Source organism: Rhodococcus ruber (assembly GCF_016804345.1).
In the GTDB taxonomy this organism is placed as follows: Bacteria; Actinomycetota; Actinomycetes; order Mycobacteriales; family Mycobacteriaceae; genus Rhodococcus; species Rhodococcus ruber.
Genome location: NZ_CP044211.1, coordinates 1432166 through 1458314, shown reverse-complemented (window position 1 = coordinate 1458314; position 26149 = coordinate 1432166). Strand labels below are relative to the sequence as shown.

Sequence of the window (26149 nt, the reverse complement as noted above, 5' to 3'; positions counted from 1 at the left end):
ATGCGCCCCGTCGTCCTCACCGGAAGCACCGTCGTTCTCACGGTGCCCCGGGCGGGCGACGTCGACGCGATCACGGCCGCCTGCCGGGACCGGTCGATCGTGCGGTGGACGACGGTCCCGGACCCCTACACGCGGGCGGACGCGCAACGGTTCGTCGGCGACGTGGTGCCCGCGGGCTGGGCGGCGCACAGCCCGGTATGGGCGGTGCGGACGTCCGCCGACGGTCCGCTGTTGGGGACCGTCGGGTTGATCGAGCGGGACGCGTCGGCGGCGGAGATCGGGTACTGGATTGCCCCGGCTGCCCGCGCCCGCGGACTCGCGACGGAGTCGGTGAACCTGCTGTGCGACTATGCTTTCCGCTCGGACGGATTGAAACTGGACCGCATCGAGTGGCGGGCGCTGGCCGGGCACCGCGCGTCGGCGGCGGTGGCCCGCCGGGTCGGCTTCCGCTTCGAAGGCGTGCAGCGGCGCGGGATACTGCAGCGCGGGTCCCGGCACGACGCGTGGGTCGCGGGCCTGTTGCCCGACGACCCACGCGTACCGGCCGACGGATGGCCGATGTGATCGACGGGGCCGGTCAGAGCAGTTCGGGCAGGACCTCCTTCTCGAACAGTTCGATGCCCGAGGTGTCGTAGGCGGCCTCGGGGAAGTAGAGGATCGCGTACGTCATGCCCTGCTTCTTCAGCGCCCTGAAGTTCTCGACGATCTGCTCGGGTGTTCCCACGGCGGGCAGACCCCGGAAGGCGTCGAGCGCACCGTCGGCCTTCTCGGGCCCGACGTACGGTTCGAGCCGGGCCCGCAGCGTGCCGAGACGCTCCTGCACCTCGGCCTCGGTGCGGCCGATGGCGACGTTGTAGTTCGCCGAGCGCACGATGGCGTCGAAATCGGTGCCCACCTCGGCGCAGTGCCCCCGCAGGATCTCCGACTTGTGGGCGAAACCCTCCGGGGTGCCGTCGAAGTTGGTGTACTGCGCGTACTTCGCGGCGATCTTCAGCGTCACCTTCTCCCCGCCACCGGCGATCCACAACGGGATGCCGCCCTCCTGCAGCGGCAGCGGCCGCACGACGGCACCGTCCACCTGGTAGTGCCGGCCGTGCAGGGTGGCCGTGCCGGTGGTCCAGGCCTGACGGAAGATCTGCACACCCTCGTCGAGGCGGCGCAACCGCTCCGGCGGGGACGGGAAGCCGTATCCGTAGGCGCGCCACTCGTGCTCGTACCATCCGCCGCCGATGCCCATCTCGATGCGGCCGCCCGAAACGATGTCCGCGGTCGCGGCGACCTTCGCCAGGTAGGCGGGGTTGCGGTAGCCCATGGCGGTGCACATCTGCCCGATCCGCACCCTCTCGGTGACCGCGGCGAACGCCGACACCAGCGACCACGCCTCGTGGGTGGCCTCCTCGGTGGGCACCGGCACGGTGTGGAAGTGGTCGTACACCCAGATCGACTCCCACGGTCCGCTGTCGGCGCGCTGAGCCAGGTCACGCATCACCCGCCACTGCTCGGCGGGTTCGATGCCGACGAGGTCGAGCCGCCAGCCCTGGGGGACGAACATTCCGAATCGCATGTGGGATTCCTGTCTTCGAGATCGGGGCCTGCATGCCGATCCCCAGTATCGCGGACCGGCCCCGGTCGCGCGGGGTTCCCTCCGCGCGACCGGGCCCGTGCACTCAGGCCGTCGCCGCCCGAGCCGGCACAGCGTCGAACCGGCCGGCCGGGCGGTCGAGCCCGTAGTGGCCGCGCAACGTCGTCGAGGTGTATTCGGTGCGGAACAGTCCCCGATCCCGGAGAATCGGCACGACCTGCTCGACGAAGTCCTCGAGACCACCGGGCAGGTAGGGCGACATGACGTTGAAGCCGTCCGCGGCTCCGCCCTCGAACCACAGCTGCAGGTCGTCGGCGATCTGCTCGGCGGTGCCCGCGAACGTGCGGTGCCCCCGTCCGCCGCCGAGCTTGCCGATGAGCTGGCGCACGGTCAGGTGCTCGTTCTCGGCGAGGTTCTTCACCAGCTCGTAGCGGCTCTTGTTGCCCTGGATCCGGTCGAGGGGCGGCAGCGGGGGCAGCGGCGCGTCGAGAGCATGGTCGGTGAGGTCCACCCCCACCATCCCGGAGAGCTGACGCAGCGAGTAGGCCGGCGAGATCAGGTCGGTGAACTCCTGCTCGAGCGCCTTCGCCGCGACCTCGGTGTCGCCGATGAACGGCACGATCCCGGGGAGCACCTTCAGGGAGTGCGGATCCCGCCCCGCCGCGGCCACCCGCGCCTTCAGATCGCGGTAGAACGCCTGTCCCTCGGCCAGGGTGCGCTGCGCGGTGAACACGGCCTCGGCGTACCGGGCGGCGAAGTCCTTCCCGCTCTCCGACGATCCGGCCTGCACCAGGACGGGACGGCCCTGCGGGGAGCGCGGGGTGTTGAGCGGTCCGCGTACCGAGAACCGCGGGCCGTCGTGGTCGACGGTGTGGACCTTGTCCGGGTCCGCGAAACGACCGCTCTCGACGTCGAGTTCGACGGCGTCGTCCTCCCAGCTGTCCCACAGACCGGTCGCCACATCGACGAACTCGGCGGCGCGGTCGTAGCGACCGGCGTGGTCGGGGGTCTCGTCGTATCCGAAGTTGCGGGCTTCGTCGGCCCCTCCGGAGGTGACGATGTTCCAGCCGGCGCGGCCGTGGCTGATGTGGTCGAGGGAGGCGAACTTACGGGCGAGGTTGAACGGTTCGCTGTAGCCGGTGGACGCGGTGGCGATGAGGCCGATGCGCTCGGTGACGACGGCCATCGCCGAGAGCAGGGTGATCGGTTCGAAGATCGCCTGAGCGTTGTGCTCGACGCGCGGCCCCACTGCGAGGCCGTCGGCGAAGAACACCGAATCGAGCGTGCCGCGTTCGGCGATCTGCGCGAGCTCCTGGAAGTGTGCGACGTCGAGGACGCGGCGCGCGTCGGTGCGCGGGTGCCGCCAGGCGGCCTCGTGATGACCGACTCCCATCAGGAAGGCGTTGAGGTGGAACTGCTTCGGGGACTGCGACATGACAACCTCTCCAGGTGTGGGGGAACGAGGGGACTACCGGTCTGCGCGCCAGCGGGAGAGCCGGCGCTCGACCGCGACGAGGATCCCGTTGAAGGTCAGACCGACGAGAGAGATGGCGACGATGCCGGCGTACATGTTCGGGATCTGGAAGTTGAGTTGCGAAGCGGTGACGAGATAGCCGAGACCCGCCTTGGCGCCGACCATCTCGGCCGCGATGAGCACGAGGATGGACGAGGCCGCGGCCATCCGGATGCCGGTGAAGATCGTCGGCACCGCGGCCGGCAGGATCACCTTCTGGAACAGGCGGTACGAAGGCAGACCGAGGGAGCGGGCCGATTTCACCAGGAGCGGATCCACGGTGCGCACGCCGGAGACGGTGTTGAGCAGGATCGGGAAGGTGCTCGCGTAGGTCACCAGCGCCACCTTCGAGGTCTCGCCGATGCCCAGGATCAGGATGAACACCGGCAGCAGCGCGAGCGCGGCGGTGTTGCGGAACAACTCGAGGATCGGATCGAGGAACTCGGCCACCGGCCGGTACCAGCCGATCGCCACACCGAGCGGGATCGCGACGAGCACCGCGATCCCGAAGCCGGTGACGGCCCGGGACAGGCTGGCACCGAGGTGCTCGGCGAGCCGGCCGTCGCCGATCAGCTGGGCGAAGGCGTCCGCGACCACGGTGAAGGGCGGCAGGAACACCTCGTCGACGAGTCCGAGCCGGGGCGCGATCTCCCAGACCGCGAGGAAGGCGAGGATCGCGACGGCCGGCTTGAGCCCGCGCCACACGAAGGCACCGATCCAGGGGCCGGTCCCGGCGCCTCGAGCCGGCGGGGCCGGTGCGGGTCGTTGCTCCGCCAGGGCCCCGTCGAGCGCGACGGGGTGGATCAACGTGGCGCTCGGACTAGACATGGTGGACCTCCTGGATTGCGGCACCGTGGTTCTGCGCGCGCTCGACGTCCGAGTGCAGCAAGGACCAGATCCGGTGTCGATAGTGTCGGAACGCCTCGCCGGAGCGGACGTCGTCGACGGTGCGATCGATGTCGATGTCCACGACGGCCTCGACCCGTCCGGGCCGGGACGTCAGGACGGCCACGCGCTGTCCGAGGTAGACCGCCTCGTCGATGCCGTGGGTGATGAACAGAATCGTCTTGCCGGTCTCGTGGCGGATCCGTAACAGCTCGTCCTGCAACGATTCCCGGGTCTGCGCGTCGAGCGCAGCGAACGGCTCGTCCATGAGGAGCACCTCGGGGTCGAACGCCAGGCTCCGGGCGATCGCGACGCGCTGTTTCATGCCACCGGACAGCTCGTGCGGATAACGATCTCCGAATCCACGCAGCCCCACGAGCTCGAGGTAGTGCTCGGCGCGCTCACGCCGCTGCCGCCGGGACAGCCCCTTCGCCTCGAGGCCGAATTCGATGTTGTGCCGCGCGGTGCGCCACGGCAGGAGTGCGTACTGCTGGAAGACGATGCCCCGGTCCAGGCCCGGCCCGGAGATCGGCTGTCCGTCGAGCAGGATCCGGCCGGACGTCGGGCTGCTCAGCCCACCGAGCAGGTCGAGCAGGGTGGACTTGCCGCAGCCGCTGGGGCCGACGAGGACGAGGAACTCACCGTCGGCGACGTCGAGGCTGACGTCGTCGAGGGCTGTGAACGCGGTGTCCGTACCGCGGACCGGGAACCGCTTGGTCACGTGCTCGAGACGGAGCTTCGGGGTGGTGCTCATTTCGCCTCCTCGACGGGTTCACCGTTCGGACCGCTCGACGGTTCGTAGGTGCCGTTGGCGTAGGGGTTGAACTCGTTGGTGTAGATGTCGGATGGGGTGAACGTGCCGTCGGGCAGTTCGCCGTTCCGGGCGAGCCAGTCGAGCCAGGTCCGGATCTCCTGTTCCGTGATCGTCCCGCCCGGTCCGGCGACGCCGGGGCTCTGGTAGAACTCGACCAGGTCGGTGCTCTCGTTGCGGCCGCGGCTGCCGATGATCTCCTTGAACTCGGCAATGACCGTGTCGCGCGGGGTGGTCTGCGCCCAGCGGATCGCACGTGCGGTGCCCTGCACGAAATCCGCCACCGCATCCCGGTTCTCGGCGATGAAGTCGTCGCGGAAGACGTACGTGCCGTAGCTGAACGCCCCGAACAGGGACTCGTCGGTGAACAGCGGTCGGATTCCGCCGCGCGCGACCGCGGTCTCGCGGAACACGCTGCCGAGGGTGCCCACGTCGATCTGTCCCTCCCGCAATGCCTGTTCGGTGTTCACCGGCGGCACGACGATCAGTTCGACCTGCCCGATCTCGTCCGGGGTCAACCCCTGCCGGGCGAGCCATTCGCGGACGAGGAACTCGTGGTGCGCACCGAGCGTGTTCATCCCCACCTTCTTGCCGATCAGATCCCGGGCGGTGCGGATCGGGCTGTCCTCGAGCACGTAGTAGCCGTTGAACGACTGCTCGTCGGAGCCGTAGTAGCTGATGACCGATGTGATCGGCGAGTCGGCGGCGGCGAGCTTGATGACGGCACCGTTGAATGCGCCGCCGAATTCGGTCTGCCCGGTGGCCGCGGACTGGATGTCCTGCGGACCGCTGGTGGTGTCACCCACCCAGTCCAGCGCGACGTTCTCGTAGTAGCCGAGGCTCTCCGCGAGTTCGGGGTAGGTGACCTGGCCGGCCGAGCCCTGGTAGCGCAGAACGGTGCGCCCGTCGTCGGTGGTGGCGGTCTCCGACCCCGGGGAGCACGCCGCGACCCCCGCGGCGAGGGTGACGAGGGTGGCTGCGACCGCAACCGGCCGGGCCAGCCGGCTGCGCAGCATGGAATACGACATCGCGAGAGTTGTCCCTTACGTTCGGCGAGGAGGCCCGGCACAGCGGGCACGGAGAAGTGCGGTGCGGCGACGGCGAGGCGTCCACGGCACCGGGATTCGCGGTGCAGCAACGGAAGATCGAGTGCCGGCGTCCGGACGGGCCGGACGGGCGGGCTACACCGGGAGGGTCAGCGACAACAGTCCGGACACTCGTACACGGTGGACTCCTTCTGCGGCGATCGGACTCCGGAAGTCTGGCCCGGGCCGCGGCGACGGGGCAACGCTTCGGCGCATCCGTGTGCGAATCCCTTGACTTGTCCGATCCGCTACCGTACCGGCCGCGAACCGGATGCCGGTCGGTACGATCGGCCCATGCGCACCGCCGTGCTCGCCGACGCCTTCGAGCAGCATCGGCCGCACCTGCTCTCCGTCGCCTACCGGCTGACCGGCAGCGTCGCCGACGCCGAGGACGCGGTCCAGGACGCCTGGCTGCGACTCGACCGCGCGGACGCGGACGGGATCGACGATCTGCGGGCGTGGCTGACCACCGTGGTCGGACGTCTGTGCCTGGACCGGCTGCGGTCGGCCGCGGTACGTCGCGAGAACTACGTCGGCCAGTGGCTGCCCGAACCGATCGTCACTCCGGTCGGCGGACCGTCCTCCCCCGATCCGCTGGACGCCGTTGTGCGGCAGGAGGACAGCCGGATGGCGGCGATGGTCGTGCTGGACACGCTCACCCCGGCCCAGCGCGTCGCCTTCGTCCTGCACGACGGCTTCGCGGTGCCGTTCGACGAGATCGCCGCCATTCTCGACGTCACGCCGGCGTCCGCGCGCCAGCTCGCCTCCCGCGGCCGGCGGGCCGTCGCGGCCGCGCCGCCGCCCGTGCCGGCCGCCGAGCACGTCGAGGCGGTACAGCGGCTGATGACGGCCCTCGCCTCCGGGGACCTCGCGGCGGTGGTCGCGGCGCTCGACCCCGACGCCCGGGTGATCGGGGACGCGGGCGGCACCACCCGCACCGCGATCAACGTCGTCGTCGGCGCCGACCGGTTCGCCCGGTTCTTCCTGGGCCTGATGCAGCGCTACGGCGCCGAGGCGTTCCTGGCCGGCACGCCGGCGCTCGTCAACGGCGAACTGGGGTTCGTCAGCGCCGGTTCCCCCGGCGACGGGACCCGCCGCGCGTTCGCCGGGCGGGTCGTCGGCTGCACCGTCCGTGACGGGCGGGTATGGGCGGCCTACGACATGGCCAATCCCGACAAGCTCCGCGGCGTCCGCCTCGACGGTTAGAGTCGCGGTCATGGAGCCCCGACTGAGCTTCGTCACCCTTGCCGTCGCGGACCTCGAGCGCACCCGGCGCTTCTACGTCGACGGGCTCGGCTGGACGCCCGTCGTCGATGTGCCCGGCGAGGTGCTGATGATCCAGGTCGGACCGCACCTCGTCCTGTCCCTGTGGGACGAACAGCACTTCGCAGCCGAGGTCGGGCCCGTTCGCCGGAGCGGCGTCCCGCCCGTGACGCTCGCCCACAACGTCGCCGACCGAGCGGATGTCGACCGGGTACTGGACACCGCCCGACGCGCCGGAGCCGATCCGGTCTCCGACGCGGTCGACCGCGAGTGGGGCGGCTACACAGGATATTTCGCGGACCCCGACGGATTCCGGTGGGAGATCGCCTGGAATCCGGGTCCCATCGGTCAGCTCGTGCTGCCCTGAGCCGCGTCGTCCTGCAGCCACGGCACCCGGCACGCATCGGTGCTGAAACCCTGCTCGTGGATGCCCAGGGCCGAGTTCATCCGGGCCCGCATGTTCTCGAGCGCGATCTGGTAGGTCAATTCGACCACCCCGGCCCGTCCGAAGCGCCGCTCGAGGTCGGCGACCTGCTCGTCCGTCACCGTGACGGCCGCACCGCCGTCGCCGCCGGCTCCCGTCATCGCGTCGGCGTACGCGATCGCCGCACGCTCGTCGTCGCTGTAGGCGTCGGAGGTCGCATAGTCGGCGATGTGCTCGAGGCGGTCCACGTCGAGGCCGTCGAGCCGCTGCAGCATCGTGCCGAAGTCGACGCACCAGGAGCACCCGACGCTCCAGGCCACCCGGTACACCGCGAGTTCGCGCACGTGCGGCGGCAGCACCGTCGACGCGCGCTCGACGAGCGTCTCGTGCACGGCGCTCGCCCGCATCAGCGCCGGATGGTGGGCGTAGACGGCGAACGGCTCGGGCACCTCCCCGAAGCGGCGCCGGGCCATCCGATAGGCGATCTTCGTCGCGACACCGGCCTCGGCCGGTGTCACCGCGGGAATGCGCGCCATGATCTACTCCGTTCCCCGGGTCCCGGACGGGACCGTTCACCTCTTCAGACGAGACAGCCCCGCCGGATGTGACACGACCGCTGCCGGGGGTCGCGAAGGACGCGGCTAAGCTGCCGAAATGGCAGAAATCGCGTCCTCACGCCGGGTCCGCACGGTCGAAAGGCTGCGGCCGTTCGCCTCCACGATCTTCGCCGAGATGACCGCTCTGGCCGTGACGCACGACGCCGTGAACCTCGGCCAGGGCTTTCCCGACACGGACGGCCCCCGCGCGATGCTCGACGTCGCGCGCCAGGCCATCGCCGACGGCGTCAACCAGTATCCGCCCGGGCCGGGCACGCCCGAACTGCGGCGGGCGATCGCAGCGGACCGGGCGGCCCGGTACGGACTCGAACACGACCCCGACGGCGAGGTCCTCGTCACCGTCGGTGCCACCGAAGCGATCAGCGCCGCCGTCCTCGGTCTCGTCGAGCCCGGTGAGGAGGTGCTGCTCACCGAGCCCTACTACGACTCCTACGCCGCGTCCGTCGCACTCGCCGGGGCTACCCGCCGCACCGTTCCGCTCACTCGTGCCGGATCGGGGTTCGTCCTGGACGTCGACGCGCTGCGCGCCGCGGTCACCGACCGCACCCGGATGCTGGTGGTCAACACCCCGCACAATCCGACGGGGACGGTCTACGACGACGAGGCGCTTCGCGCGCTCGCGGAACTGGCGTGCGAACGCGACCTGCTGGTGCTGTCCGACGAGGTGTACGAGCATCTGGTGTTCGACGGCCGGCAGCACCGGCCGATCGCGTCCCTGCCCGGCATGGCCGAACGCACCGTCACCGTGTCCAGCGCCGCGAAGATGTTCAACGTCACCGGCTGGAAGATCGGGTGGGCGCTCGGGCCCCGCGAACTGATCGACGGGGTGCGCACGGCGAAACAGTTCATGTCCTTCGTCGCCGGAGCGCCGTTCCAGCCCGCCGTCACGTACGCGCTGACCCACGAGCAGCCCTGGGTCGCCGCCCAGCGCGACGATCTGCAGCGCAGGCGCGACCTGCTCTCCGCTGCGCTCACCGACGCCGGATTCGGCGTGCTGGACTCGGCCGGAACGTATTTCGTGTGCGCGGACGTCACCCCTGTCGGTGTGACGGACGGTGTCGCCTTCTGCAGAACCCTGCCCGAGCGCATCGGCGTGGCCGCGGTCCCGGTGAGCGCCTTCGTCGACGACCCCCGGCAATGGAATCACCTGGTGCGGTTCGCCTTCTGCAAGCGCGACGACGTCCTCCTCGAGGGTGTCCGGCGGCTGCGCAGCCTGCGGGAGCACGGCTGATTATGACCGCCCCCGCCACCATTCCCTCCGACTTCGTGCGCCGTTCGGTGGTGCTGGCCGAGGTGAACGGGGTGGATCTGGCCCCGGCCCTGAACGCGGCACGGATCAGCCGCGCGGTGCTCGCCCACCCGCACGCGCGCCTGACCCCCGAGCAGGTCACCCGGTTCACCCAGAAGACCTGGGAACTCACCGGTGACGAACTGTTCGGGCTCGGACCGGGACCGGTACCCCGCGGCACGTTCCGGGTGGTGTGCCTGACGCTGATCCACTGCCGGGACCTCGCGCAGGCCCTCGAGCGGATGATCCAGGTCAACCAGGTGCTGCCGACGCTGCCGCGGCTACGGCTCACCCCGGGGCCGCGGACGACCCGGCTCGAGGTGGTGCTGGAGTCGTACGACGACAGGACCCGCGTCATCATCGACTTCCTGCTCATCCTGCTGCACCGCTTCGCGGCCTGGCTCGTCGGGGGCCGGGTACGGCTGGCGTCGGTCTCGGTCCCCTACGGCGAGCCGGATCCGGTGCTGGCGAAGAACTACGACGCGATCTTCGGGGTGCCGGTCACCTTCGAGGCCGCCGGCGCGGTGCTCGAGATCGACAACGCGGCCCTGCGGTCGCCCATCGTCCAGACCGAGGAGACCCTCGAGGACTATCTGCGCGAATCACCGAATCTGATGATGTCGGAACGCGACTACGACTCCACCGCCGCGTCGCAGGTGCGGCGGATCCTCGAGTCGGGCATCGAGGGTCGCACGGCGACCGCCGAGGACGTCGCGGAGATGCTGTCGGTGAGCGCCCCGCATCTGCGGCGTCTGCTCAGGCAGGAGGGCACCTCGCTCGGGCAGTTGCGCGAGGAGGTGCTGCGCGATACGGCGATCGCCGGGTTGCGCCGCGGCGAGGCGGTGGACGCCCTGTCGGCCCGGCTCGGCTTCTCCGAGCCGAGTGCGTTCCGGCGCGCCTTCAAGCGATGGACGGGCAAGACCCCCCGCGCATACCGGTAGGTCGCCGGTTCACGCGACGCAGAACTCGTTGCCCTCCGGATCGGACATCGTGATCCACTCGTTCGGCCCCTGCCGGCCCCGGTGCAGGACGGTCGCGCCCGCCTCGGCGAGCCGGCCGGCCAGCGCCTCGCGGTCCTCCCCCGCCCGGATGTCGAAGTGCAGCCGGTTCTTCACCGTCTTGCCTTCGGGCACCAGCTGGAACAGCACGCGCGGACGCGCGGGCACCTCGGGATCGGAGATCGCGGCGCCCGCCTTCCACACGAGGACGCCCTCGAAGATCTCGGTGTCCTCCTCCCGGGCGTGCCCGGCCGCGACCAGGCCGCGGATGAAGTCCTCGTTGCTCGGCTCCACCCGCCAGCCCAGCGCCGCCGCCCACCATTTCGCCAGCGTGTGCGGGCTGCTCGAATCGACCGTCACCTGGAATCCGTAACCCATGCGGTGACGGTACGACGGCACCCCGACACGTCAGGGCTGTACAAGGATCCGGATCGGATCCCCGACGTGGTCGCGCAGCTTCGCGATGCCCTCGGCGATGTTCTCGAGCGGGACGATCTCGCTGACGGAGCGGGAGATGTCCAGGCGCCCGCGGGAGACGAGTGCCGCGAGCGTCTCGATGTCGACGTTCTTGTACCCGAGGTGGCCCATGACGTGCTTGCGCGACAGGCCGAACGTGGCCGTGGGGCCGAGGGAGGCCTCCTGCCCGCTCAGCCCCACCACCACCACGCGGCCACCCGTCATGACGCACTGCAGGGCCTGGTCGAAGGTGACCTTCAGGCCCGCAGAGTCGAAGGCCACGTCGAGCATCTTCCCGCCCGTCGCCTCGGCGACCTTCCGGACCAGGTCCGGGTCGCGGGAATCGAACACGTGGTCGGCGCCGAGTTCGAGGGCCCGCTCCCGCACCGCGGGGTTGATGTCGAACGCGAGGATCGGCACGGCGCCGACCAGCCGGGCGAGCTGCACGATGTGGGTGCCCACCCCGCCGACTCCCCACACGCCGACGGCCTCGCCCACCGCGACCTGGCCGGTGCGCACGACCGCACCGAACGGGGTCGACACCGCGTCGGCGAGAATCGCCGCCTGCTCGAGCGGGACGTTGTCGGGCACACGGGTGAGACCGCCCGCCTGGGCGACGGTGTACTCGGCCCACGCCCCGTCGTACGCGAACGCCATCAGCTGGATGTTCGGGCAGTTGGTCAGGTCGCCCCGCCGGCAGAAGCGGCACTGCAGGCACGGTCGGCCCGCGGCGGGGACGACGCGGTCCCCGACCGCCCAGCCCGTCACGCCGTCCCCGACGGCGGCGATGGTCCCGGCGGCTTCGTGCCCCCGGGGTGACCACGGGCAGCAGGGCCGGGAACGTACCGTCCAGCAGGCTCAGATCCGAGTGGCAGATCCCGCAGAACGCCACCTTCACGAGCACCTCGCCGGGGCCCGGCGACGGAATCGGAACATCTTCCAGCACATTGGTTCCGGTGTCGGCATGAAAGCGCGCGGCGCGCATCGTCCCGGTCATGGTCCCCTCATCCTGTTGTGCGGCGGCAGCCAGGGGCGACCCTACTCCCGCCGCATGCGCGAGTGCGCATGTTCGTGCTGCGGATCTCCGCGACGGGTTGCATCCGCCGACGGTGAGTGAGAGCGTCGAGGAGAACCGTCATCGACTTCGAGAGGGTGATTCGCAACAATGCAGACGGCCGTCATCGACGCCTACCCGACCCGGAACCGCACGAAGTGCGTGAGCGTGTCCCGGCCGGATCCGGTGGTGTGGGGATCAGCCGCGGGGCCGCTGGACGCGTCGGCCGTCGCCGAGTACGACCGGCGCGGGTTCCACACCGTGGACGCGCTCCTGCCGGCGCACGACGTCGGAAATCTGCTCGACGAGACAGCACGTCTGGGCCGGGAGCTGGCCGACGACAATCGGGTCGTGCGGGAGGCCGGCAGCGGGGACGTGCGCTCCGTGTTCGACGTGCACCGCCTCTCCGACACCGTCGGCGAGATCATCCGGCGACCGGAGATCGCCGGGATCGCCCGCCAGCTCCTCGGCTCGGAGGTCTACATCCACCAGTCGAGGCTGAACGTCAAGCCGGGATTCCGCGGCGGACCGTTCTACTGGCACTCGGACTTCGAGACCTGGCACGCCGAGGACGGCATGCCGCGGCCGCGGGCGCTGAGCATCTCGGTCGCGCTGACCGAGAACTACGGTTACAACGGCGGTTTGATGATCATGCCCGGTTCGCACCGGACCTTCGTCTCGTGCGCCGGCACGACGCCCGACGACTACTACCAGCAGTCGCTGGTCACGCACGTCCCGCCCACGGGTTCACCCGACGAGGACACGCTGACCTCGATGGCCGCCGAGCACGGCATCGCCACGTTCACCGGCTCGGCCGGTTCCGCGACGGTGTTCGACTCGAACTGCATGCACGGCTCGAACGGCAACATCACCCCGTTCCCCCGGTCGAACCTGTTCGTGGTGTTCAACAGCGTCGAGAACACGCTCGGCGAGCCGTTCTCGGCACCGAAGCCGCGCCCCGACTACCTCGGCAGCCGCGACTTCACGCCGCTGCGCTGACACGAACGGATGCGGGGGTGCGCCCGGGACGAGTCGGGCGGACCCCCGCATCGCAGGACTCATACGCGGACGGTGTCCGCCACGTCGATCGGCAGCGTGCGGGCACGCGGTGTGCGCAGCAGCCGGGTGAGCGTGAATCGGCCCTGCTCCGGATCGTAGGGCCGATAGGCTAGATACACGAGCACGTGGAACGCCCAGTGCGCCCTCAGAATCCGGCGAAGCACCGGATTCATCCGGCCGTGCAGTTCGAACGTGGCGGTTCCGGAGCGGATGTACTTGGTGTACTCCCGCGGCGGCGTCAGCGCACGCCGGGGGGAGATGTCGACGAACAAGTCGGAGAGCTGGGCGATCTCGATGTCGGCCTCACGCAGGCACAAGGCCAGGTCGAGGTCTTCGTGGATCCCGGCATCCGTGCTGACCGCGTCGCGGACGCGCTGCCACGCCGACCGGCGCACGGCCATGTTGGCACCGTGCAGATTGTCGATTCGGCGCTCACCGCCGAAGAACCCCTTGCGCACGCGCTGCTCGATATACCGGCGCTTGAGCTCCCGATACGGCGAGTCGTAGGAGTTGCTGAGTCCACTGACGGCTCCGACGCTCGCGGTGTCTGCACGCGCGAAGAAGTCGAGGATCGTGTGGGCCCATCCGGGACGGACCCGCGTGTCGGCATCGATCCTGCCGAGAAGATCTCCTGTCGCCCAGTCGAACCCGGCATTTCGAGCGAATGCGACACCTGGGCGGGGCTCGAAGATCCGGCGGACGATCGGAGACCGCTCGGCAATCGCATCGACGATCTCGCCCGTCCTGTCCGTCGAGTTGTTGTCCACCACCGCGATTTCGTGGATATCCGCCTCCTGCTCCAGCAGGGCCGCAAGACACTGACCGATGTACTGTTCCTCGTTGTACGCCGGCACGACCACCGACAGCGTGTGCTGATGCATGCCTCCGACGCTACCGCGACCGTCCGCGTGCCTCGGAACGCCGAAGGCAGGAACCGTGGCGGGACACCCCGACACGGTTCCCGCACCCTCAGGAGCGACGGCGGCGCACGGCGTCGGCCAGCCGATCGAGCTGGGCGGAGGTGGTCGCCCAGTCGAGGCACGCATCGGTGATGGACTTGCCGTACTCGAGCTCGTCCGCCCGGCCGAGCGTGAGGTCCTGCCGGCCGGCCTCGAGGAAGCTCTCCAGCATGACTCCGGCGATGCCCTGCTCGCCGGCCTCGAGCCGCTCGGCGATGTCGGTGACGACGTCGACCTGCTTTTCGTGGTCCTTGCTGCTGTTGCCGTGGCTGGCGTCGATCACGACGCGTTCGGGCAGACCGGCCTTGCGCAGGCGGGCCATCGTGTCCGCGACGGTCTCGGCATCGTAGTTCGGGCCCGCGGAGCCGCCACGCAGGATGACGTGGCAGTCCGGGTTGCCGACGGTCTCGATGAGGGCGGCCTGGCCGTCGAGGTCGGTGCCGGGGAACACGTGACTCGCGGCGGCGGCGCGGGTGCCGTCGACGGCCACCTGCACGTCACCCTCGGTGGAGTTCTTGATGCCCACCGGCATGGACAGCGCGCTGCACAGCTGCCGGTGCACCTGGCTGGCCGCGGTGCGGGCACCGATCGCGCCGTAGGTCACCAGGTCCGCGTAGTACTGCGGCAGGATCGGATCGAGGAACTCGCACCCCACGGGCAGACCGAGGCCGGAGACGTCGAGCAGCAGTTTGCGGCCGATGCGCAGTCCGGTGTTGATGTCGTAGGTGCCGTCGAGATGCGGGTCGTTGAGCAGGCCCTTCCACCCGAGGGTGGTGCGCGGCTTCTCGAAGTACACCCGCATCACCACGTGCAGGTCGTCACGCAGCTCGTCGGCCTTCGCGGCGAGACGTCGCGCGTAGTCCATCGCGGCGGCGGGATCGTGCACCGAGCACGGCCCGACCACGACGAGCAGGCGGTCGTCGGTGCCGTCGAGGATCGCCACGGTGTCGGCGCGGCCCGAGCGCACGGTCGCGGCGGCGACCTCGTCGGGGGCGTGTTCGCCGCGGACGACGGCCGGAGCGACGAGCGGGCTGATCCGCACGGTCCGCTGTTCGTCGAGATTCGCGGTGGAGATGGAGGTGCTGGTGGTCATCGGGGTTCGGTTCCTGTTCCCGGGCCGACCCTGGCTGAACCTTCGGTGATTCCAGCGAGCCGGTCCGTGTCCGGCTCGTAGGTGGAAGAAGTCAGCGCGCGGTTACGCCGACCGACCCACCCCGGGCCGGCCTGCTAAACCAGAAATATGCGCGCTGCATGCGGACCACCGTAACAGGCCGCCCTCCCCCGCGCCACGGCGCCCCCCGTGCGCGGTTTCGGTAGCGGGGGCTACCGAAACCGCGCACGGGGGGCGGGCACGCACCCCTTCGGCACGCCGATCAGGTTCGGGTTCCGACATCGGTGCGCAGCCGGAATCCGGACGGAACGCAACACCACGACAACGGTCGATAGTCGGCCGCTTCGGGTGTGGAAACGCGCGAACCGGGGCACCCTTGGAGAGTCTGTCCCGCGAAGCGACGAGCACGGAGGTGCCATGCCAGACCTGGACGGCGGAACTGCCGCCCCATCCCTGGGCGTAAGCCCGCCCGGAGCGAATCCACCCGACGAGAACGCTCGGGGGACAGGACCGGAACACACCGCCGACGGACACCTGGTCGAGGCCCAGTCCGAGGACTTCTCCCATGCCAGAAATCTCGCGGTGGATCCGGACTGGTTCAAGACCGCGGTGTTCTACGAAGTCCTGGTGCGCGCGTTCAACGACTCGAACCACGACGGGACGGGTGATCTGCGCGGGCTGACCGAGAAGCTCGACTACATCGCCTGGCTGGGCGCCGACTGCATCTGGCTGCCCCCGTTCTACGACTCCCCCCTGCGCGACGGCGGGTACGACATCCGGGACTTCCGGGCGGTGCTGCCGGAGTTCGGCACGGTCGACGACTTCGTCCTGTTTCTCGACGAGGCGCACAAGCGCGGCATCCGGGTCATCACCGATCTGGTCATGAACCACACGTCGGACACGCACGCGTGGTTCCAGGAGTCGAGGACCGACCCGGAGGGCCCGTACGGCGACTTCTACGTGTGGTCCGACACCGACGAGCGTTACCCGGATGCGCGCATCATCTTCGTCGACACCGAATCGTCGAACTGGACATGGGATCCGGTGCGCAAGCAGTACTACTGGCACCGCTTCTTCTCGCATCAGCCGGACCTGAACTACGACAATCCCGAGGTGCAGGACGCGATGATCGACGTCCTGCGCTTCTGGCTCGACCTGGGTATCGACGGGTTCCGGCTCGATGCGGTGCCCTACCTGTTCGAACGCGAAGGCACCAACTGCGAGAACCTGCCCGAGACGCACGCGTTCCTGAAGAAGTGCCGCGCGGTGATCGACGCGGAGTACCCGGGCCGCGTGCTGCTCGCCGAGGCGAACCAGTGGCCCAGCGACGTGGTGGAGTACTTCGGCGAACCGGAGGTCGGCGACGAGTGCCACATGGCCTTCCACTTCCCGCTCATGCCGCGCATCTTCATGGCGGTGCGTCGCCAGAACCGGTTCCCGATCTCCGAGATCCTCGCCCAGACACCGCCGATCCCGAGCAGTGCGCAGTGGGGCATCTTCCTGCGCAACCACGACGAGCTGACCCTCGAGATGGTCACGGACGAAGAACGTGACTACATGTACGCCGAGTACGTGACCGACCCGCGGATGCGGGCGAACATCGGTATCCGCCGCCGGCTGGCGCCGCTGCTCGAGAACGACCGCAACCAGCTCGAACTGTTCACGGCGCTGCTGTTGAGCCTGCCCGGGTCGCCGGTGCTCTACTACGGCGACGAGATCGGGATGGGCGACAACATCTGGCTCGGTGACCGCGACGCGGTGCGCACGCCGATGCAGTGGACCCCGGACCGCAACGCGGGCTTCTCGCGAGCGGATCCCGCGCGGTTGTACCTGCCGACGATCATGGATCCGACCTACGGTTACCAGTCCGTGAACGTCGAGCGGCAGATGAACTCGACGAACACCCTGCTGCACTGGACGCGGCGGATGATCCAGGTCCGCAAGCAACATCCGGCGTTCGGCAAGGCCGCGTTCACCGAACTCGGCAGCGCCAACCCGGCCGTCCTGTCCTACCTGCGGGAGATGCCGCTCGGACCGGACCGCAACTACAGCGACGTCATCCTGTGCGTGAACAATCTGTCCCGGTATCCGCAGGCCGTCATCCTGGACCTGTCGCGGTTCGCGGGGTGGATTCCGGTGGAGCTCACCGGTTCCGTCCCGTTCCCACCGATCACGGAGGAGGGGTACATGGTCACCCTGCCCGGTCACGGCTTCTACTGGTTTGCGCTGCAACCGGATCCGACGAAGGAAGGCGTCGGCGAACATCCGGTGAGCAGCGAGGCCGAGGCGGCGGTACAGCCATGACGGAGCCACACGTGCAGCATTATTCCGACGCGGAGCTCGAGGCCCTGCTGGCCGAGTGGCTCCCCCACCAGCGCTGGTTCGCCGCCAAGGGCCGGACCGTCGCCGCCGTACGCATCAAGCTGCGGGAACACCTCACCGACACTCCCGCATTCGGGGCGGACCACCTGCTGGTGACCGTCGAGTTCGAGTCCGGCGACGAGCAGATCTATCAGGTGCCCCTCGGCTACCGCCTCCACCTGCCCGACGAGCTGGCACCCTGGGCGCTGCCGCGGCCCGACGGCAGCGGCGACGATCGCACCCACGCCTACGACGGCCTGCGCGATCAGGAGATCATCGACCTGTACGCGCACTCGATCGCCACCGGGCAGGTGTACGGCCCGGTCGAGTTGCACACCGTGCCCGGCACGGTCATCGAGGAGGGTCTGCGGGGACGGGCGCTCAGCGCCGAGCAGTCCAACACCTCCGTCGTGCTCGGCGAGCAGTTGCTGCTCAAGCTGTTCCGCCGGATCACTCCGGGGGTCAACCCGGATGTGGAGCTGCATCTCGCGCTCGGGGAGGCGGGCTGCCGGTCGGTGGCCCCGGTGCGCGCGTGGATCGACGCCGAGATCGGTGGGGTGCGCACGACCCTGGCGATGGTGCAGGACTTCGCCGCCAACTCCGCCGACGGCTGGTCGATGGCGCTGGGCAGTGTGCGGGACCTGCTGCTCGAGGCGGACCTGCGGGCGGACGAGGTGGGCACGGATTTCGCCGGGGAATCGCAGCGGATGGGCGCCGCGGTGGCCGAGGTGCACGCGCTGCTGGCGCAGTCCCTCGGGACGTCCCAGCGAGCCGTGGGCGACATCGTCGACGGGATGCTGCGCCGCCTGGATGCCGCCGGCGCCGTCGTACCCGAACTGGCGGAGATCGCCCCGGGGGTGCGGGCGCGGTTCGCGGAGGCTGCGGCCACCGGCACGACGACGGTCCAGCGGATCCACGGGGACCTGCACCTCGGGCAGGTGCTGCGCACCCCCGAGCACTGGCTGCTCATCGATTTCGAGGGCGAGCCCGCCAAGTCCCTCGACGAACGTCGGGAACCGGACAGCGCCCTGCGCGACGTCGCGGGGATGCTCCGCTCGTTCGACTACGCGGCCCACCACTCCCTGCACGATGCGACGTCGGAGGCCGCTGCCGCGCAGCGCGAGTTCCGGGCGCAGGAATGGGCACAGCGCAACTCCGCGGCGTTCTGTGACGGTTACGCGAGCGAGTCCGGCGTGGATCCGCGCGAGTTCGCCGCGCTGCTGCGCGCGTACGAGCTGGACAAGGCCGTGTACGAGGTCGTGTACGAGGCCCGTCACCGTCCCCAATGGATCCGTTTGCCCCTGAACGCGATTCGCCGGATGACGCAGGCCGGCTGACGTGGCCGCAGACGCGGACGGGCGGTGACCGGATGCCGGTCACCGCCCGCGCTTCGCGTGCCGGTGTCTAGCCCACCGAGAGCTCGAGCTCGTCGTCGGCCACGTCGACGCGGATCTGACCGCCCTCGACGAGCACGTCGTCGAGCAGCAGATCGGCGATGCGGTCGTCCACCGCGCGCTGGATGGACCGGCGCAGCGGCCGCGCCCCGAACTCGGGCTGATGCCCGTGCTCGGCGATCCAGTCGACGGCGGCCTCGGTGAACTCGACCTCGATGCCCTTGGCCTGCAGACGCTTGCGGCTGTCGTTCAGCAGCAGATCGGTGATCCGGTGCAGCTGCTCGGTGTCGAGCTTGCGGAAGATCACGATCTCGTCGATGCGGTTGAGGAACTCGGGCCGCATCGACTCGCGCAGCCGGCCCATCACCCGGTCCCGCAGCGGCTTCTCCGCTGCCTCGGCATCGCCGGTGCTGAAGCCCAGCGCCCCGCCGCGGCTCGAGATGATGTCCGAGCCGAGGTTGCTGGTCATGATCACCACCGTGTTGGTGAAGTCGACCGTGCGTCCCTGACCGTCGGTGAGCCGGCCGTCGTCGAGCACCTGCAGCAGGGTGTTGAACACGTCCGGGTGCGCCTTCTCGATCTCGTCGAGCAACACCACCGAGTAGGGGTTGCGCCGCACCTGCTCGGTGAGCTGGCCGGCCTCGCCGTAGCCGACGTAGCCGGGGGGCGCTCCCACGAGACGGCTGACGGTGTGCCGCTCGCCGAACTCGCTCATGTCCACCCGCAGCATCTTGCGTTCGTCGCCGAACAGCACCTCCGCCAGCGCCTTCGCCAGCTCGGTCTTGCCCACGCCGGTGGGTCCGAGGAACAGGAAGCTGCCGACCGGCCGGTGCGGGTCGCTCATGCCGGCGCGGCTGCGCCGCACGGCCCGGGCCACGGCCCGGACGGCTTCGTCCTGCCCGACGACCCGCCGGTGCAGCTCGTCCTCGAGGCCGCGCAGCCGCTCCTTCTCGGCCTGGGTCATCCGTGTCGCGGGGATGCCGGTGGCGCGGGAGACGACCTCGGCGATCAGTTCGGCGGTCACCTCGGGCACCTCGGTGTCGGCGGGCGCCCCGGCGTCGAGACGGGCCTGCACCTCGGTGATCTGGTCGCGCAGTCGCGAGGCCTGCTCGTAGCGTTCCTCGGCGACGGCACGGTCCTTGTCGGCTTCGAGCCGGGACAGCTGCTCGCGCAGCGCCGTCTCGTCGACGCGCGGGCTGCGCAGCCGCAGCCGGGCACCGGCCTGGTCGATCAGGTCGATCGCCTTGTCCGGCAGGTGCCGGTCCGGCAGGTACCGCACCGACAGGTCGACGGCGGCGTCGAGCGCGTCGTCGGTGTACCGCACGCCGTGGTGTTCGGCGTAGCGGTCCCGGAGACCGCGCAGGATCGCGACCGCGTCGTCGTGGCCGGGTTCGCCGACGGTGACGGGCTGGAAGCGCCGCTCGAGCGCCGGATCCTTCTCGATGTGCTTGCGGTACTCGTCGAGCGTGGTGGCGCCGACGATGTGCAGTTCCCCGCGGGCGAGCTTGGGCTTGAGGATGTTTCCGGCATCCATCGCGCCCTCGTTGCCGCCGCCCGCGCCGACGACGGTGTGGATTTCGTCGACGAAGACGATCAGCTCGTCCGAGTGCGCGGTGATCTCGTCGAGCACCTTGGTCAGCCGCTCCTCGAAGTCGCCGCGGTACCGCGTACCGGCGACCATGCCGGTCAGGTCGAGCTGCACGATCCGCTTGCCGCGCAGGCTGTCCGGGACGTCGCCGTCGACGACGCGCTGGGCGAGGCCCTCGACGATCGCGGTCTTGCCGACCCCGGCCTCGCCGACCAGCACCGGGTTGTTCTTGGTGCGGCGGGAGAGGATCTCGACGGTCTGCTCGATTTCGTCGGCACGGCCGATGACGGGGTCGATGCCACCGCCACGGGCCCGCTCGGTCAGGTCGACACCGAACTTGTCCAGCGTGGGGGTGGCGGACTGTTCCTGCGCCGCCTCGGTCGCCGCACCGGGCTGCAGCGCGGCCTGGAGCGACTGCGCGGTGATCCCGGCCGAGACGAGCAGGCCCCCGACCCCGTGCTCCTGGTCGGCGGCGAGAGCCACGAACAGGTGCTGCGGTTCGATGTAGGTCGCGCCGAGGGCGCGGGTGAGCTGGTGCGCCTCGAGCAGCACCGTCTTGATCGCCCCGGTGAGGGCGGGAGCGGTGACTGCACTGCGGCTCTGTTCCTGCGGGAGGCGCTGTTCCACCGCGGCCAGAACCTCGGCGGGGTCGGCTCCGGCGCGGGTCATGACGGACCGGACCGGGTCCTGCTCCGCCATCACGTGCAGGACGTGGAGGGCGTCGAGGTCCGTGTCACCGCGTTCGGCGGCGAATCGGGCCGCAGCGGCCATCAGTTCCTGGGTGCCACGGCTCAGGTAGCGGGTGATGTCGATACGCCCAGGGCCACCAGGCCCGAAGAATGCCGGCATTCCGAAGCCTTTCTCTCGGACTTGAGTCTTTCTCACTCAACTAACGTGGCGGGCCGTCTGTCAATTCCAACCGTGAAGTGATGTGCGTCACGGTAGGCTCCCGCCGATTTCGATTGTGCACAACATAGCGGTGCGCTACTTTATTTCTCGTGTCCGATGATCTCGCGCTCGACCGGCAGGTCTGCTTCGCGCTCTACTCCGCCTCCCGGGCCACCACGGCCGCCTACCGCGGCATGCTCGACCGGCTCGGGGTCACCTATCCGCAGTACCTCGTCATGCTGGCGCTGTGGGAACGCGACAGTCGCGGGGTGCGCGAGCTGTGCGACGCCCTCCACCTCGACACCGGCACCCTCTCGCCGCTCCTCAAGCGGCTCGAGGCCGCCGGTCTCGTCGAACGCCGCCGGCAGAGCACGGACGAGCGCCGCGTGCGCATCCACCTCACCGACGCCGGGAGCGCGCTGCGCTCACAGGCTGAGGACATTCCGGCGCGGCTGGCCTGCGCCATCGGTCTCGACCCCGGCGAACTCGCCGGCCTGCGCGACACGCTCCACCGCCTGACCGCCGCCCTGCACGGCATCACCGACGACACACCCGACCGGGACAACTGACCCGCCCCACCGACAGGAGAAACACATGCACGTGCTCTACACCGCCGAAGCCCTCGCCACCGGGGAGGGCCGCAACGGCCGCGCCCGCACCTCCGACGGCAAGGTCGACGTGAAACTGTCGGTCCCCACCGAGATGGGTGGCGACGGCAAGGGCACCAACCCCGAGCAGCTCTTCGCCGCCGGGTACGCGGCGTGCTTCCACTCGGCGCTGCAGCTCGTCGCCCGGCAGGACAAGGCCGACGTCGCCGACTCGGCGGTCGGGGCACGCGTGGGCATCGGCCGCACCGACGGCGGCGGCTTCGGCCTGAAGGTCACCCTCGAGGTGTCCCTCCCCCACGTGCCGCGCGCCCAGGCCCTCGAACTGACCGACAAGGCCCACCAAGTGTGCCCGTACTCGAACGCCACCCGCGGCAACATCGAGGTCGAGCTCGAGGTCACCGAGGACTGACACCCGCGCGGCCCACCGTCGGGCGCGCGTAGCGTGGAGTGCGTGTGCAGGCAGGACGGGCCGCGGCTCGCGCAGTTCACCGCGGGACTCGGATTCACCCTCGACGACTTCCAGGTCCGCGCCTGCCGCGCCCTCGACGAGGATCGGGACGTGCTCGTGTGCGCTCCCACCGGAGCCGGCAAGACGGTCGTCGGCGAGTTCGCCGTCCACCTCGCGCGCGCCGCAGGCGGCAAGTGCTTCTACACCACCCCGATCAAGGCCCTGAGCAACCAGAAGTACGCCGATCTGGTCGCGCGGCTCGGGGACGAGCAGGTGGGGCTGCTCACGGGCGACGTCTCCCTCGACCCGCACGCACCCGTCGTGGTGATGACCACCGAGGTGCTGCGCAGCATGCTGCACGGCCGCTCGCCCCTGCTCGACGGGCTCACCCACGTCGTGATGGACGAGGTGCACTTCCTCGCCGACCGTGAACGCGGGGCGGTGTGGGAGGAGGCCATCCTCTACCTCCCCGCCCCCGTGCGGCTGGTGAGCCTGTCGGCGACGGTCAGCAACGCCGAGGAGTTCGGCGCGTGGCTGGGCCTCGTCCGCGGTGCGACCACCGTCGTCGTCGAGGAGACCCGGCCGGTGCCGCTGCACCAGCACGTGCTCGCCGGTGGACGGCTGTTCGACCTGTTCTCCCCCACCACCGGGGCGATCGACGAGAATCTCGTGCGGTACGTCGCGCATCGCCAGCTCGTCGACGCCGCCCCCGCGGTTCCGTCCCGGCGCCGGCGTCGCCGCTCCGCCACGCCCGGCCCGGCCGGCGTCGACCGGCCCGAACTCGTGGCGCGGCTCGAAGCCGAGTCGCTGCTGCCGGCGATCTGGTTCCGCTTCAGCCGCAGCGGCTGCGACGAGGCCGTCGCCGAATGCCTGCGTTCGTCGTTGCGGCTCACCGAGGCCGCCGACGTCACCCGCATCCGCCGCATCGTCGATCGGCACACGGCCGGGGTCTCCCCCGCCGACCTCGATGCGCTCGGATTCGCCGACTGGCTCGACGGACTCGAGCGTGGCTTCGCCGCCCACCACGCGGGCATGGTGCCGGTCTTCCGGCACGCCGTGGAGGAACTGTTCGGCCTCGGCCTCGTCCGGATCGTCTTCGCCACGGAGACCCTCGCCGTGGGCGTCAACATGCCTGCCCGGACCGTCGTGCTCGAACGCCTCGTCAAGCACACCGCCGCCGGACCGGTCCGGCTCACCGCCGGCGAGTACACCCAGTTGACGGGACGGGCCGGTCGTCGCGGCGTCGACCGGGAGGGTCACGCGGTCGTGCTGTGGAGTCCGGAGGTGCAGCCGGCCACCGTCGCCGGACTCGCCTCCACCCGCACCTATCCGCTGAACAGCTCGCTGCGGGTGGGCTACAACACGGCCGTCAACCTCGTCGACAGGCTCGGGGTCGCCGGAGCCCGGGACCTGCTCGGACGGTCCTTCGCCCAGTTCCAGGCGGAGCATTCGGTGGCCGCGCTCGCCTCCGCCGCGACGACGAACGCCGCGACGCTGCGTCTGCTCGACGCCGAACTCGGGGACGCCGAGGGTTTCGCCGAGTACCAGCAGTTGCGGGAGCGGTTGGCCGTCGCGCGTACCACCGGAACCGCCGACGCGGTGACCGCGCTCGCGCGGGCCGTGCGTTCGCACCCCGGTCACCGGTACCCCGATCGGGAACGCCTGATCGCCGTCGCCGAGCGCCGGCGGGCACTGGCCGCCGACACCGAGGTGCTGCGCGGACAGGTCGCCGCCGCCACCGGTCGGCTGGTGGGCACGTTCGACCGAGTCCTCGGCCTGCTCGACGAACGCGGATACCTGCTGTCCGATCCGTATTCCGGCGAGGCGGTGGTCACCGACCACGGCCGGATCCTGGGCCGGATCTATTGCGGCAGCGACCTTCTCGTCGCCGAGTGTCTGCGGACCGGCGTGTGGGCGGGCCTGGATCCGGCGGAGCTGGCCGCCGTCGTGTCGAGCGTGCTCGGCGAAGCGCGCCGTCCGGCTCCCGGTGGCGGGGCCCTCACGGCCGGCGTCGACGCCGCCTACCGCGCGACGGTCCGGCTGTGGCGGGAGGTGTCGGACGCCGAGCGCCGGCACGGCCTGCCCGAGGGCCCCGAACCGGACCCGGTGGCGATGCGGGCGATCCACCGGTGGGCCCGGGGCGACGGGGTGTCCGCGGCCCTGCGTGAGGCCGCGGAGTCGGATCTGTCGGCCGGCGATCTCGTCCGTCGCTATCTGCGCACCCTGGACCTGCTCGGGCAGATCGGCAGGGGCGGGCACCCCGTCGAGCCGGTCGGCTTCACCGCGGCCGGGTACCCACAGCGCTCTCCAGTTCGCTGAGTGCGCCCTCGAGGAGTTCGACCAGCCGGTCGAGGGCGGGCACGGCATGACGGTCGCCGACCACCCCGAGATCGAGCCGGCCGTCGTTCCCCATGAGGGTGATGCCCAGCGCCTGTCCGTTCAGCACCGCAGGCACGGGGTAGATGCCGGTCAGCCGCGCACCGTTCCAGTAACGGGTGCGCGCGGGCCCGGGAAGATACGAGATCAGCACGTTGAACGGCGGCGGGATCTCGTCGACGAACCGCCGCACCGGCTCGAGCGCGAGCGGGCTCAGCGACAGCGCGCTGAGCATCAGGAACTGGGTTCCGCTGAGCGCGGTGACCACCCGGTCGGTGTGGACGAGCGAGTCGGCGATCCGGGCGAGCCGCACCGCGGGATCGGGTTCGTCGGTGGCCAGGCCGATCACCATCGCTCCCACTCCGGGTTCACGACCGCCGGGACCGACCGCGGCCCCACCGAGGTTCATCGGCACCGGGAGCATCGCGGTCAGCGGTGACTCCGGGAGCGCGTACCGCTCGGACAGATAGGCGCGCAAGCCGCCGGCGCACATCGTGAGCGCGACGGCGTCGATCGTGGTGCCGGACGCGGTCGCGACCGCGTGGAGCCGCTCGATCTGCCAGGAACGCGCCGCGAAGGTCCGGCCCCGGCCCACCGCGACGTTGAAGATCGTGGGCGGTGTCTGCCACGGCAGCGCCACCCGGTGCCGGCGCACGCCGTCGGTGACCAGCCTGCCGATTTCCGGGGTCATCGCGAACACTTCCGTGCCCGCCCGCAGCCCGGCGCGCAGCCACGACGTGGGCAGTGTCGACAGCCGAGCCCGGGGGGCGACCACCTCCGGGCTCCACGGGGCGGGACAGTCGCAGGCCTCGGGGTCGGTGGACATGCTCCGGTGCAGCAGGCGCAGGCCGGCCGGACCGTCGGCGAGGGACAGATGGATCTTCGCGTACATCGCGGTGCGCCCGTCGTCGAGTCCCTCGATGACGTACACCTCCCACATCGGGCGGAGCGGGTCGAGTGGGGACCCGTGGATCCGGGAGACGAGGGCCAGCAGGTCGGTCATCGAACCCGAGCCGGGAACGGCGGTGTGGCGCACGTGGAATCCCAGGTCGACGTTCTCGGGACGCGACCACAACGGGTAGCCGGCTCCGCGCAGGGTCCGGACGGGACGCCGCCGCAGCGGGTCCGCCACCTCGTCGTGGGTGAGCAGGATCTCGTACATGCGGCGGGCGTGATCGTCCCCGGCCTCCGGCGGCGGTTCGAACAATACGAGAGCACCGAGGTGCAGTGGACGCGACGGAGTTTCGAGCAGTACGAACAGCGCCTCGGGAAGGCTCATCACCTGCATTCCCCCATCGTGGCGCCGAAACGTCCCGCGTGTGCGGTAACCCTGCCATCTCCGCACAAGAGGCGCACGTGCTGCGCCGGACGCCGTGACGTC

General features: G+C 70.3%; 22 protein-coding genes and 1 pseudogene. 11 read left to right on the top strand and 12 right to left on the bottom strand.

Features of this window, described 5'->3' with window-relative positions; all coding sequences use genetic code 11:
* Complete coding sequence (locus F1734_RS06810) at window positions 1–564, top strand: GNAT family N-acetyltransferase (RefSeq protein WP_010593962.1); 564 nt, start codon at window positions 1–3, stop codon at window positions 562–564.
* 13 nt (window positions 565–577) lie between these two features.
* Here F1734_RS06810 and F1734_RS06805 read toward each other — a convergent pair whose 3' ends face one another.
* The 5 genes from F1734_RS06805 to F1734_RS06785 all read right to left on the bottom strand — a co-directional run bounded on the left by F1734_RS06805 (window position 578) and on the right by F1734_RS06785 (window position 5819).
* Entirely contained in the window at window positions 578–1564 is a 987-nt protein-coding gene (locus tag F1734_RS06805) for an LLM class F420-dependent oxidoreductase (protein WP_040274152.1), read from the bottom strand.
* A gap of 103 nt (window positions 1565–1667) precedes the next feature.
* Window positions 1668–3017: an LLM class flavin-dependent oxidoreductase gene (locus F1734_RS06800; protein ID WP_203011455.1), complete on the bottom strand. Its 1350-nt coding sequence runs from the start codon at window positions 3015–3017 to the stop codon at window positions 1668–1670.
* Window positions 3018–3050: 33 nt separating this feature from the next.
* Window positions 3051–3923 carry an ABC transporter permease gene (locus F1734_RS06795; RefSeq protein ID WP_010593959.1) on the bottom strand — a complete coding sequence of 291 codons (873 nt, stop codon included), beginning with the start codon at window positions 3921–3923 and terminating at the stop codon, window positions 3051–3053.
* Window positions 3916–4734 (bottom strand): ABC transporter ATP-binding protein, encoded by an 819-nt coding sequence (locus F1734_RS06790; protein ID WP_203011454.1) that lies wholly within the window; start codon window positions 4732–4734, stop codon window positions 3916–3918. Before F1734_RS06790 ends, F1734_RS06795 begins: the two co-directional genes overlap by 8 nt.
* A complete protein-coding gene (locus F1734_RS06785) occupies window positions 4731–5819 on the bottom strand; it encodes an ABC transporter substrate-binding protein (protein WP_407040643.1) in 1089 nt (362 codons plus the stop codon). The genes F1734_RS06790 and F1734_RS06785 overlap by 4 nt, the downstream gene beginning before the upstream one ends.
* A 351-nt stretch (window positions 5820–6170) precedes the next feature.
* Between F1734_RS06785 and F1734_RS06780 the strand changes: the two genes are divergently transcribed.
* Both F1734_RS06780 and F1734_RS06775 read left to right on the top strand, forming a co-directional pair.
* Complete coding sequence (locus tag F1734_RS06780; protein WP_203011453.1) at window positions 6171–7082, top strand: sigma-70 family RNA polymerase sigma factor; 912 nt, start codon at window positions 6171–6173, stop codon at window positions 7080–7082.
* A gap of 10 nt (window positions 7083–7092) precedes the next feature.
* The gene (locus tag F1734_RS06775) at window positions 7093–7506 is read left to right on the top strand and encodes a VOC family protein (protein ID WP_203011452.1); all 414 of its coding nucleotides are present in this window, start codon (window positions 7093–7095) and stop codon (window positions 7504–7506) included.
* Here F1734_RS06775 and F1734_RS06770 read toward each other — a convergent pair.
* On the bottom strand, window positions 7488–8099 hold the full coding sequence (locus F1734_RS06770) for a carboxymuconolactone decarboxylase family protein (RefSeq protein WP_010593954.1): 612 nt from the start codon (window positions 8097–8099) through the stop codon (window positions 7488–7490). The two genes, F1734_RS06775 and F1734_RS06770, sit on opposite strands and share 19 nt — an antisense overlap.
* A gap of 118 nt (window positions 8100–8217) precedes the next feature.
* On the opposite strand from F1734_RS06770, the gene F1734_RS06765 reads away from it, so the two are divergent.
* Together F1734_RS06765 and F1734_RS06760 are read left to right on the top strand one after the other, a co-directional pair.
* Window positions 8218–9411, top strand: coding sequence for a pyridoxal phosphate-dependent aminotransferase (locus F1734_RS06765; RefSeq protein WP_010593953.1), 1194 nt, complete (start codon window positions 8218–8220; stop codon window positions 9409–9411).
* Between the two features lie 2 nt (window positions 9412–9413).
* On the top strand, window positions 9414–10409 hold the full coding sequence (locus F1734_RS06760) for an AraC family transcriptional regulator (protein ID WP_203011451.1): 996 nt from the start codon (window positions 9414–9416) through the stop codon (window positions 10407–10409).
* Window positions 10410–10418: 9 nt separating this feature from the next.
* Here the strand turns inward: F1734_RS06760 and F1734_RS06755 are convergent, their stop codons facing one another.
* Together F1734_RS06755 and F1734_RS06750 are read right to left on the bottom strand one after the other, a co-directional pair.
* Window positions 10419–10844 carry a VOC family protein gene (locus F1734_RS06755; protein ID WP_029539995.1) on the bottom strand — a complete coding sequence of 142 codons (426 nt, stop codon included), beginning with the start codon at window positions 10842–10844 and terminating at the stop codon, window positions 10419–10421.
* Between the two features lie 30 nt (window positions 10845–10874).
* A pseudogene (locus F1734_RS06750) lies at window positions 10875–11919 on the bottom strand (zinc-binding dehydrogenase).
* Between the two features lie 168 nt (window positions 11920–12087).
* Here F1734_RS06750 and thpD point away from each other — a divergent pair.
* Window positions 12088–12975: an ectoine hydroxylase gene (gene thpD, locus F1734_RS06745; protein ID WP_059174883.1), complete on the top strand. Its 888-nt coding sequence runs from the start codon at window positions 12088–12090 to the stop codon at window positions 12973–12975.
* 59 nt (window positions 12976–13034) lie between these two features.
* Here the strand turns inward: thpD and F1734_RS06740 are convergent, their stop codons facing one another.
* Entirely contained in the window at window positions 13035–13916 is an 882-nt protein-coding gene (locus F1734_RS06740; protein WP_010593948.1) for a glycosyltransferase family 2 protein, read from the bottom strand.
* An 88-nt stretch (window positions 13917–14004) separates the two neighbouring features.
* On the bottom strand, window positions 14005–15087 hold the full coding sequence (locus F1734_RS06735) for a 3-deoxy-7-phosphoheptulonate synthase (protein ID WP_010593947.1): 1083 nt from the start codon (window positions 15085–15087) through the stop codon (window positions 14005–14007).
* 600 nt (window positions 15088–15687) lie between these two features.
* Here F1734_RS06735 and treS point away from each other — a divergent pair.
* Entirely contained in the window at window positions 15688–17409 is a 1722-nt protein-coding gene (gene treS / locus F1734_RS06730) for a maltose alpha-D-glucosyltransferase (RefSeq protein ID WP_010593946.1), read from the top strand.
* Window positions 17406–18803: a maltokinase N-terminal cap-like domain-containing protein gene (locus F1734_RS06725; protein WP_026137797.1), complete on the top strand. Its 1398-nt coding sequence runs from the start codon at window positions 17406–17408 to the stop codon at window positions 18801–18803. Before treS ends, F1734_RS06725 begins: the two co-directional genes overlap by 4 nt.
* 67 nt (window positions 18804–18870) lie before the next feature.
* On the opposite strand, the gene F1734_RS06720 is transcribed toward F1734_RS06725, so the two are convergent.
* Entirely contained in the window at window positions 18871–21297 is a 2427-nt protein-coding gene (locus F1734_RS06720) for an ATP-dependent Clp protease ATP-binding subunit (RefSeq protein WP_203011450.1), read from the bottom strand.
* 149 nt (window positions 21298–21446) lie between these two features.
* Here F1734_RS06720 and F1734_RS06715 point away from each other — a divergent pair, with 149 nt between their 5' ends.
* The 3 genes from F1734_RS06715 to F1734_RS06705 are packed head-to-tail and all read left to right on the top strand — an operon-like array spanning window position 21447 to window position 24711.
* Entirely contained in the window at window positions 21447–21905 is a 459-nt protein-coding gene (locus F1734_RS06715; protein ID WP_003936448.1) for a MarR family winged helix-turn-helix transcriptional regulator, read from the top strand.
* A 25-nt stretch (window positions 21906–21930) separates the two neighbouring features.
* Window positions 21931–22353 carry an organic hydroperoxide resistance protein gene (locus tag F1734_RS06710; protein WP_119699472.1) on the top strand — a complete coding sequence of 141 codons (423 nt, stop codon included), beginning with the start codon at window positions 21931–21933 and terminating at the stop codon, window positions 22351–22353.
* A gap of 42 nt (window positions 22354–22395) precedes the next feature.
* On the top strand, window positions 22396–24711 hold the full coding sequence (locus tag F1734_RS06705) for a DEAD/DEAH box helicase (protein WP_010593940.1): 2316 nt from the start codon (window positions 22396–22398) through the stop codon (window positions 24709–24711).
* Here the strand turns inward: F1734_RS06705 and F1734_RS06700 are convergent.
* Complete coding sequence (locus F1734_RS06700) at window positions 24671–26056, bottom strand: wax ester/triacylglycerol synthase family O-acyltransferase (protein ID WP_203011449.1); 1386 nt, start codon at window positions 26054–26056, stop codon at window positions 24671–24673. The two genes, F1734_RS06705 and F1734_RS06700, sit on opposite strands and share 41 nt — an antisense overlap.
* Window positions 26057–26149: the final 93 nt, after the last annotated feature.

Excerpts from the sequence above, each read along its gene's own strand:
- F1734_RS06810 (WP_010593962.1), top strand. The coding sequence starts at position 1 with ATGCGCCCCGTCGTCCTCACCGGAAGCACCGTCGTTCTCACGGTGCCC.
- F1734_RS06805 (WP_040274152.1), bottom strand. The coding sequence starts at position 1,564 with ATGCGATTCGGAATGTTCGTCCCCCAGGGCTGGCGGCTCGACCTCGTC.
- F1734_RS06800 (WP_203011455.1), bottom strand. The coding sequence starts at position 3,017 with ATGTCGCAGTCCCCGAAGCAGTTCCACCTCAACGCCTTCCTGATGGGA.
- F1734_RS06795 (WP_010593959.1), bottom strand. The coding sequence starts at position 3,923 with ATGTCTAGTCCGAGCGCCACGTTGATCCACCCCGTCGCGCTCGACGGG.
- F1734_RS06790 (WP_203011454.1), bottom strand. The coding sequence starts at position 4,734 with ATGAGCACCACCCCGAAGCTCCGTCTCGAGCACGTGACCAAGCGGTTC.
- F1734_RS06785 (WP_407040643.1), bottom strand. The coding sequence starts at position 5,819 with ATGTCGTATTCCATGCTGCGCAGCCGGCTGGCCCGGCCGGTTGCGGTC.
- F1734_RS06780 (WP_203011453.1), top strand. The coding sequence starts at position 6,171 with ATGCGCACCGCCGTGCTCGCCGACGCCTTCGAGCAGCATCGGCCGCAC.
- F1734_RS06775 (WP_203011452.1), top strand. The coding sequence starts at position 7,093 with ATGGAGCCCCGACTGAGCTTCGTCACCCTTGCCGTCGCGGACCTCGAG.
- F1734_RS06770 (WP_010593954.1), bottom strand. The coding sequence starts at position 8,099 with ATGGCGCGCATTCCCGCGGTGACACCGGCCGAGGCCGGTGTCGCGACG.
- F1734_RS06765 (WP_010593953.1), top strand. The coding sequence starts at position 8,218 with ATGGCAGAAATCGCGTCCTCACGCCGGGTCCGCACGGTCGAAAGGCTG.
- F1734_RS06760 (WP_203011451.1), top strand. The coding sequence starts at position 9,414 with ATGACCGCCCCCGCCACCATTCCCTCCGACTTCGTGCGCCGTTCGGTG.
- F1734_RS06755 (WP_029539995.1), bottom strand. The coding sequence starts at position 10,844 with ATGGGTTACGGATTCCAGGTGACGGTCGATTCGAGCAGCCCGCACACG.
- thpD (WP_059174883.1), top strand. The coding sequence starts at position 12,088 with ATGCAGACGGCCGTCATCGACGCCTACCCGACCCGGAACCGCACGAAG.
- F1734_RS06740 (WP_010593948.1), bottom strand. The coding sequence starts at position 13,916 with ATGCATCAGCACACGCTGTCGGTGGTCGTGCCGGCGTACAACGAGGAA.
- F1734_RS06735 (WP_010593947.1), bottom strand. The coding sequence starts at position 15,087 with ATGACCACCAGCACCTCCATCTCCACCGCGAATCTCGACGAACAGCGG.
- F1734_RS06725 (WP_026137797.1), top strand. The coding sequence starts at position 17,406 with ATGACGGAGCCACACGTGCAGCATTATTCCGACGCGGAGCTCGAGGCC.
- F1734_RS06720 (WP_203011450.1), bottom strand. The coding sequence starts at position 21,297 with ATGCCGGCATTCTTCGGGCCTGGTGGCCCTGGGCGTATCGACATCACC.
- F1734_RS06710 (WP_119699472.1), top strand. The coding sequence starts at position 21,931 with ATGCACGTGCTCTACACCGCCGAAGCCCTCGCCACCGGGGAGGGCCGC.
- F1734_RS06700 (WP_203011449.1), bottom strand. The coding sequence starts at position 26,056 with ATGCAGGTGATGAGCCTTCCCGAGGCGCTGTTCGTACTGCTCGAAACT.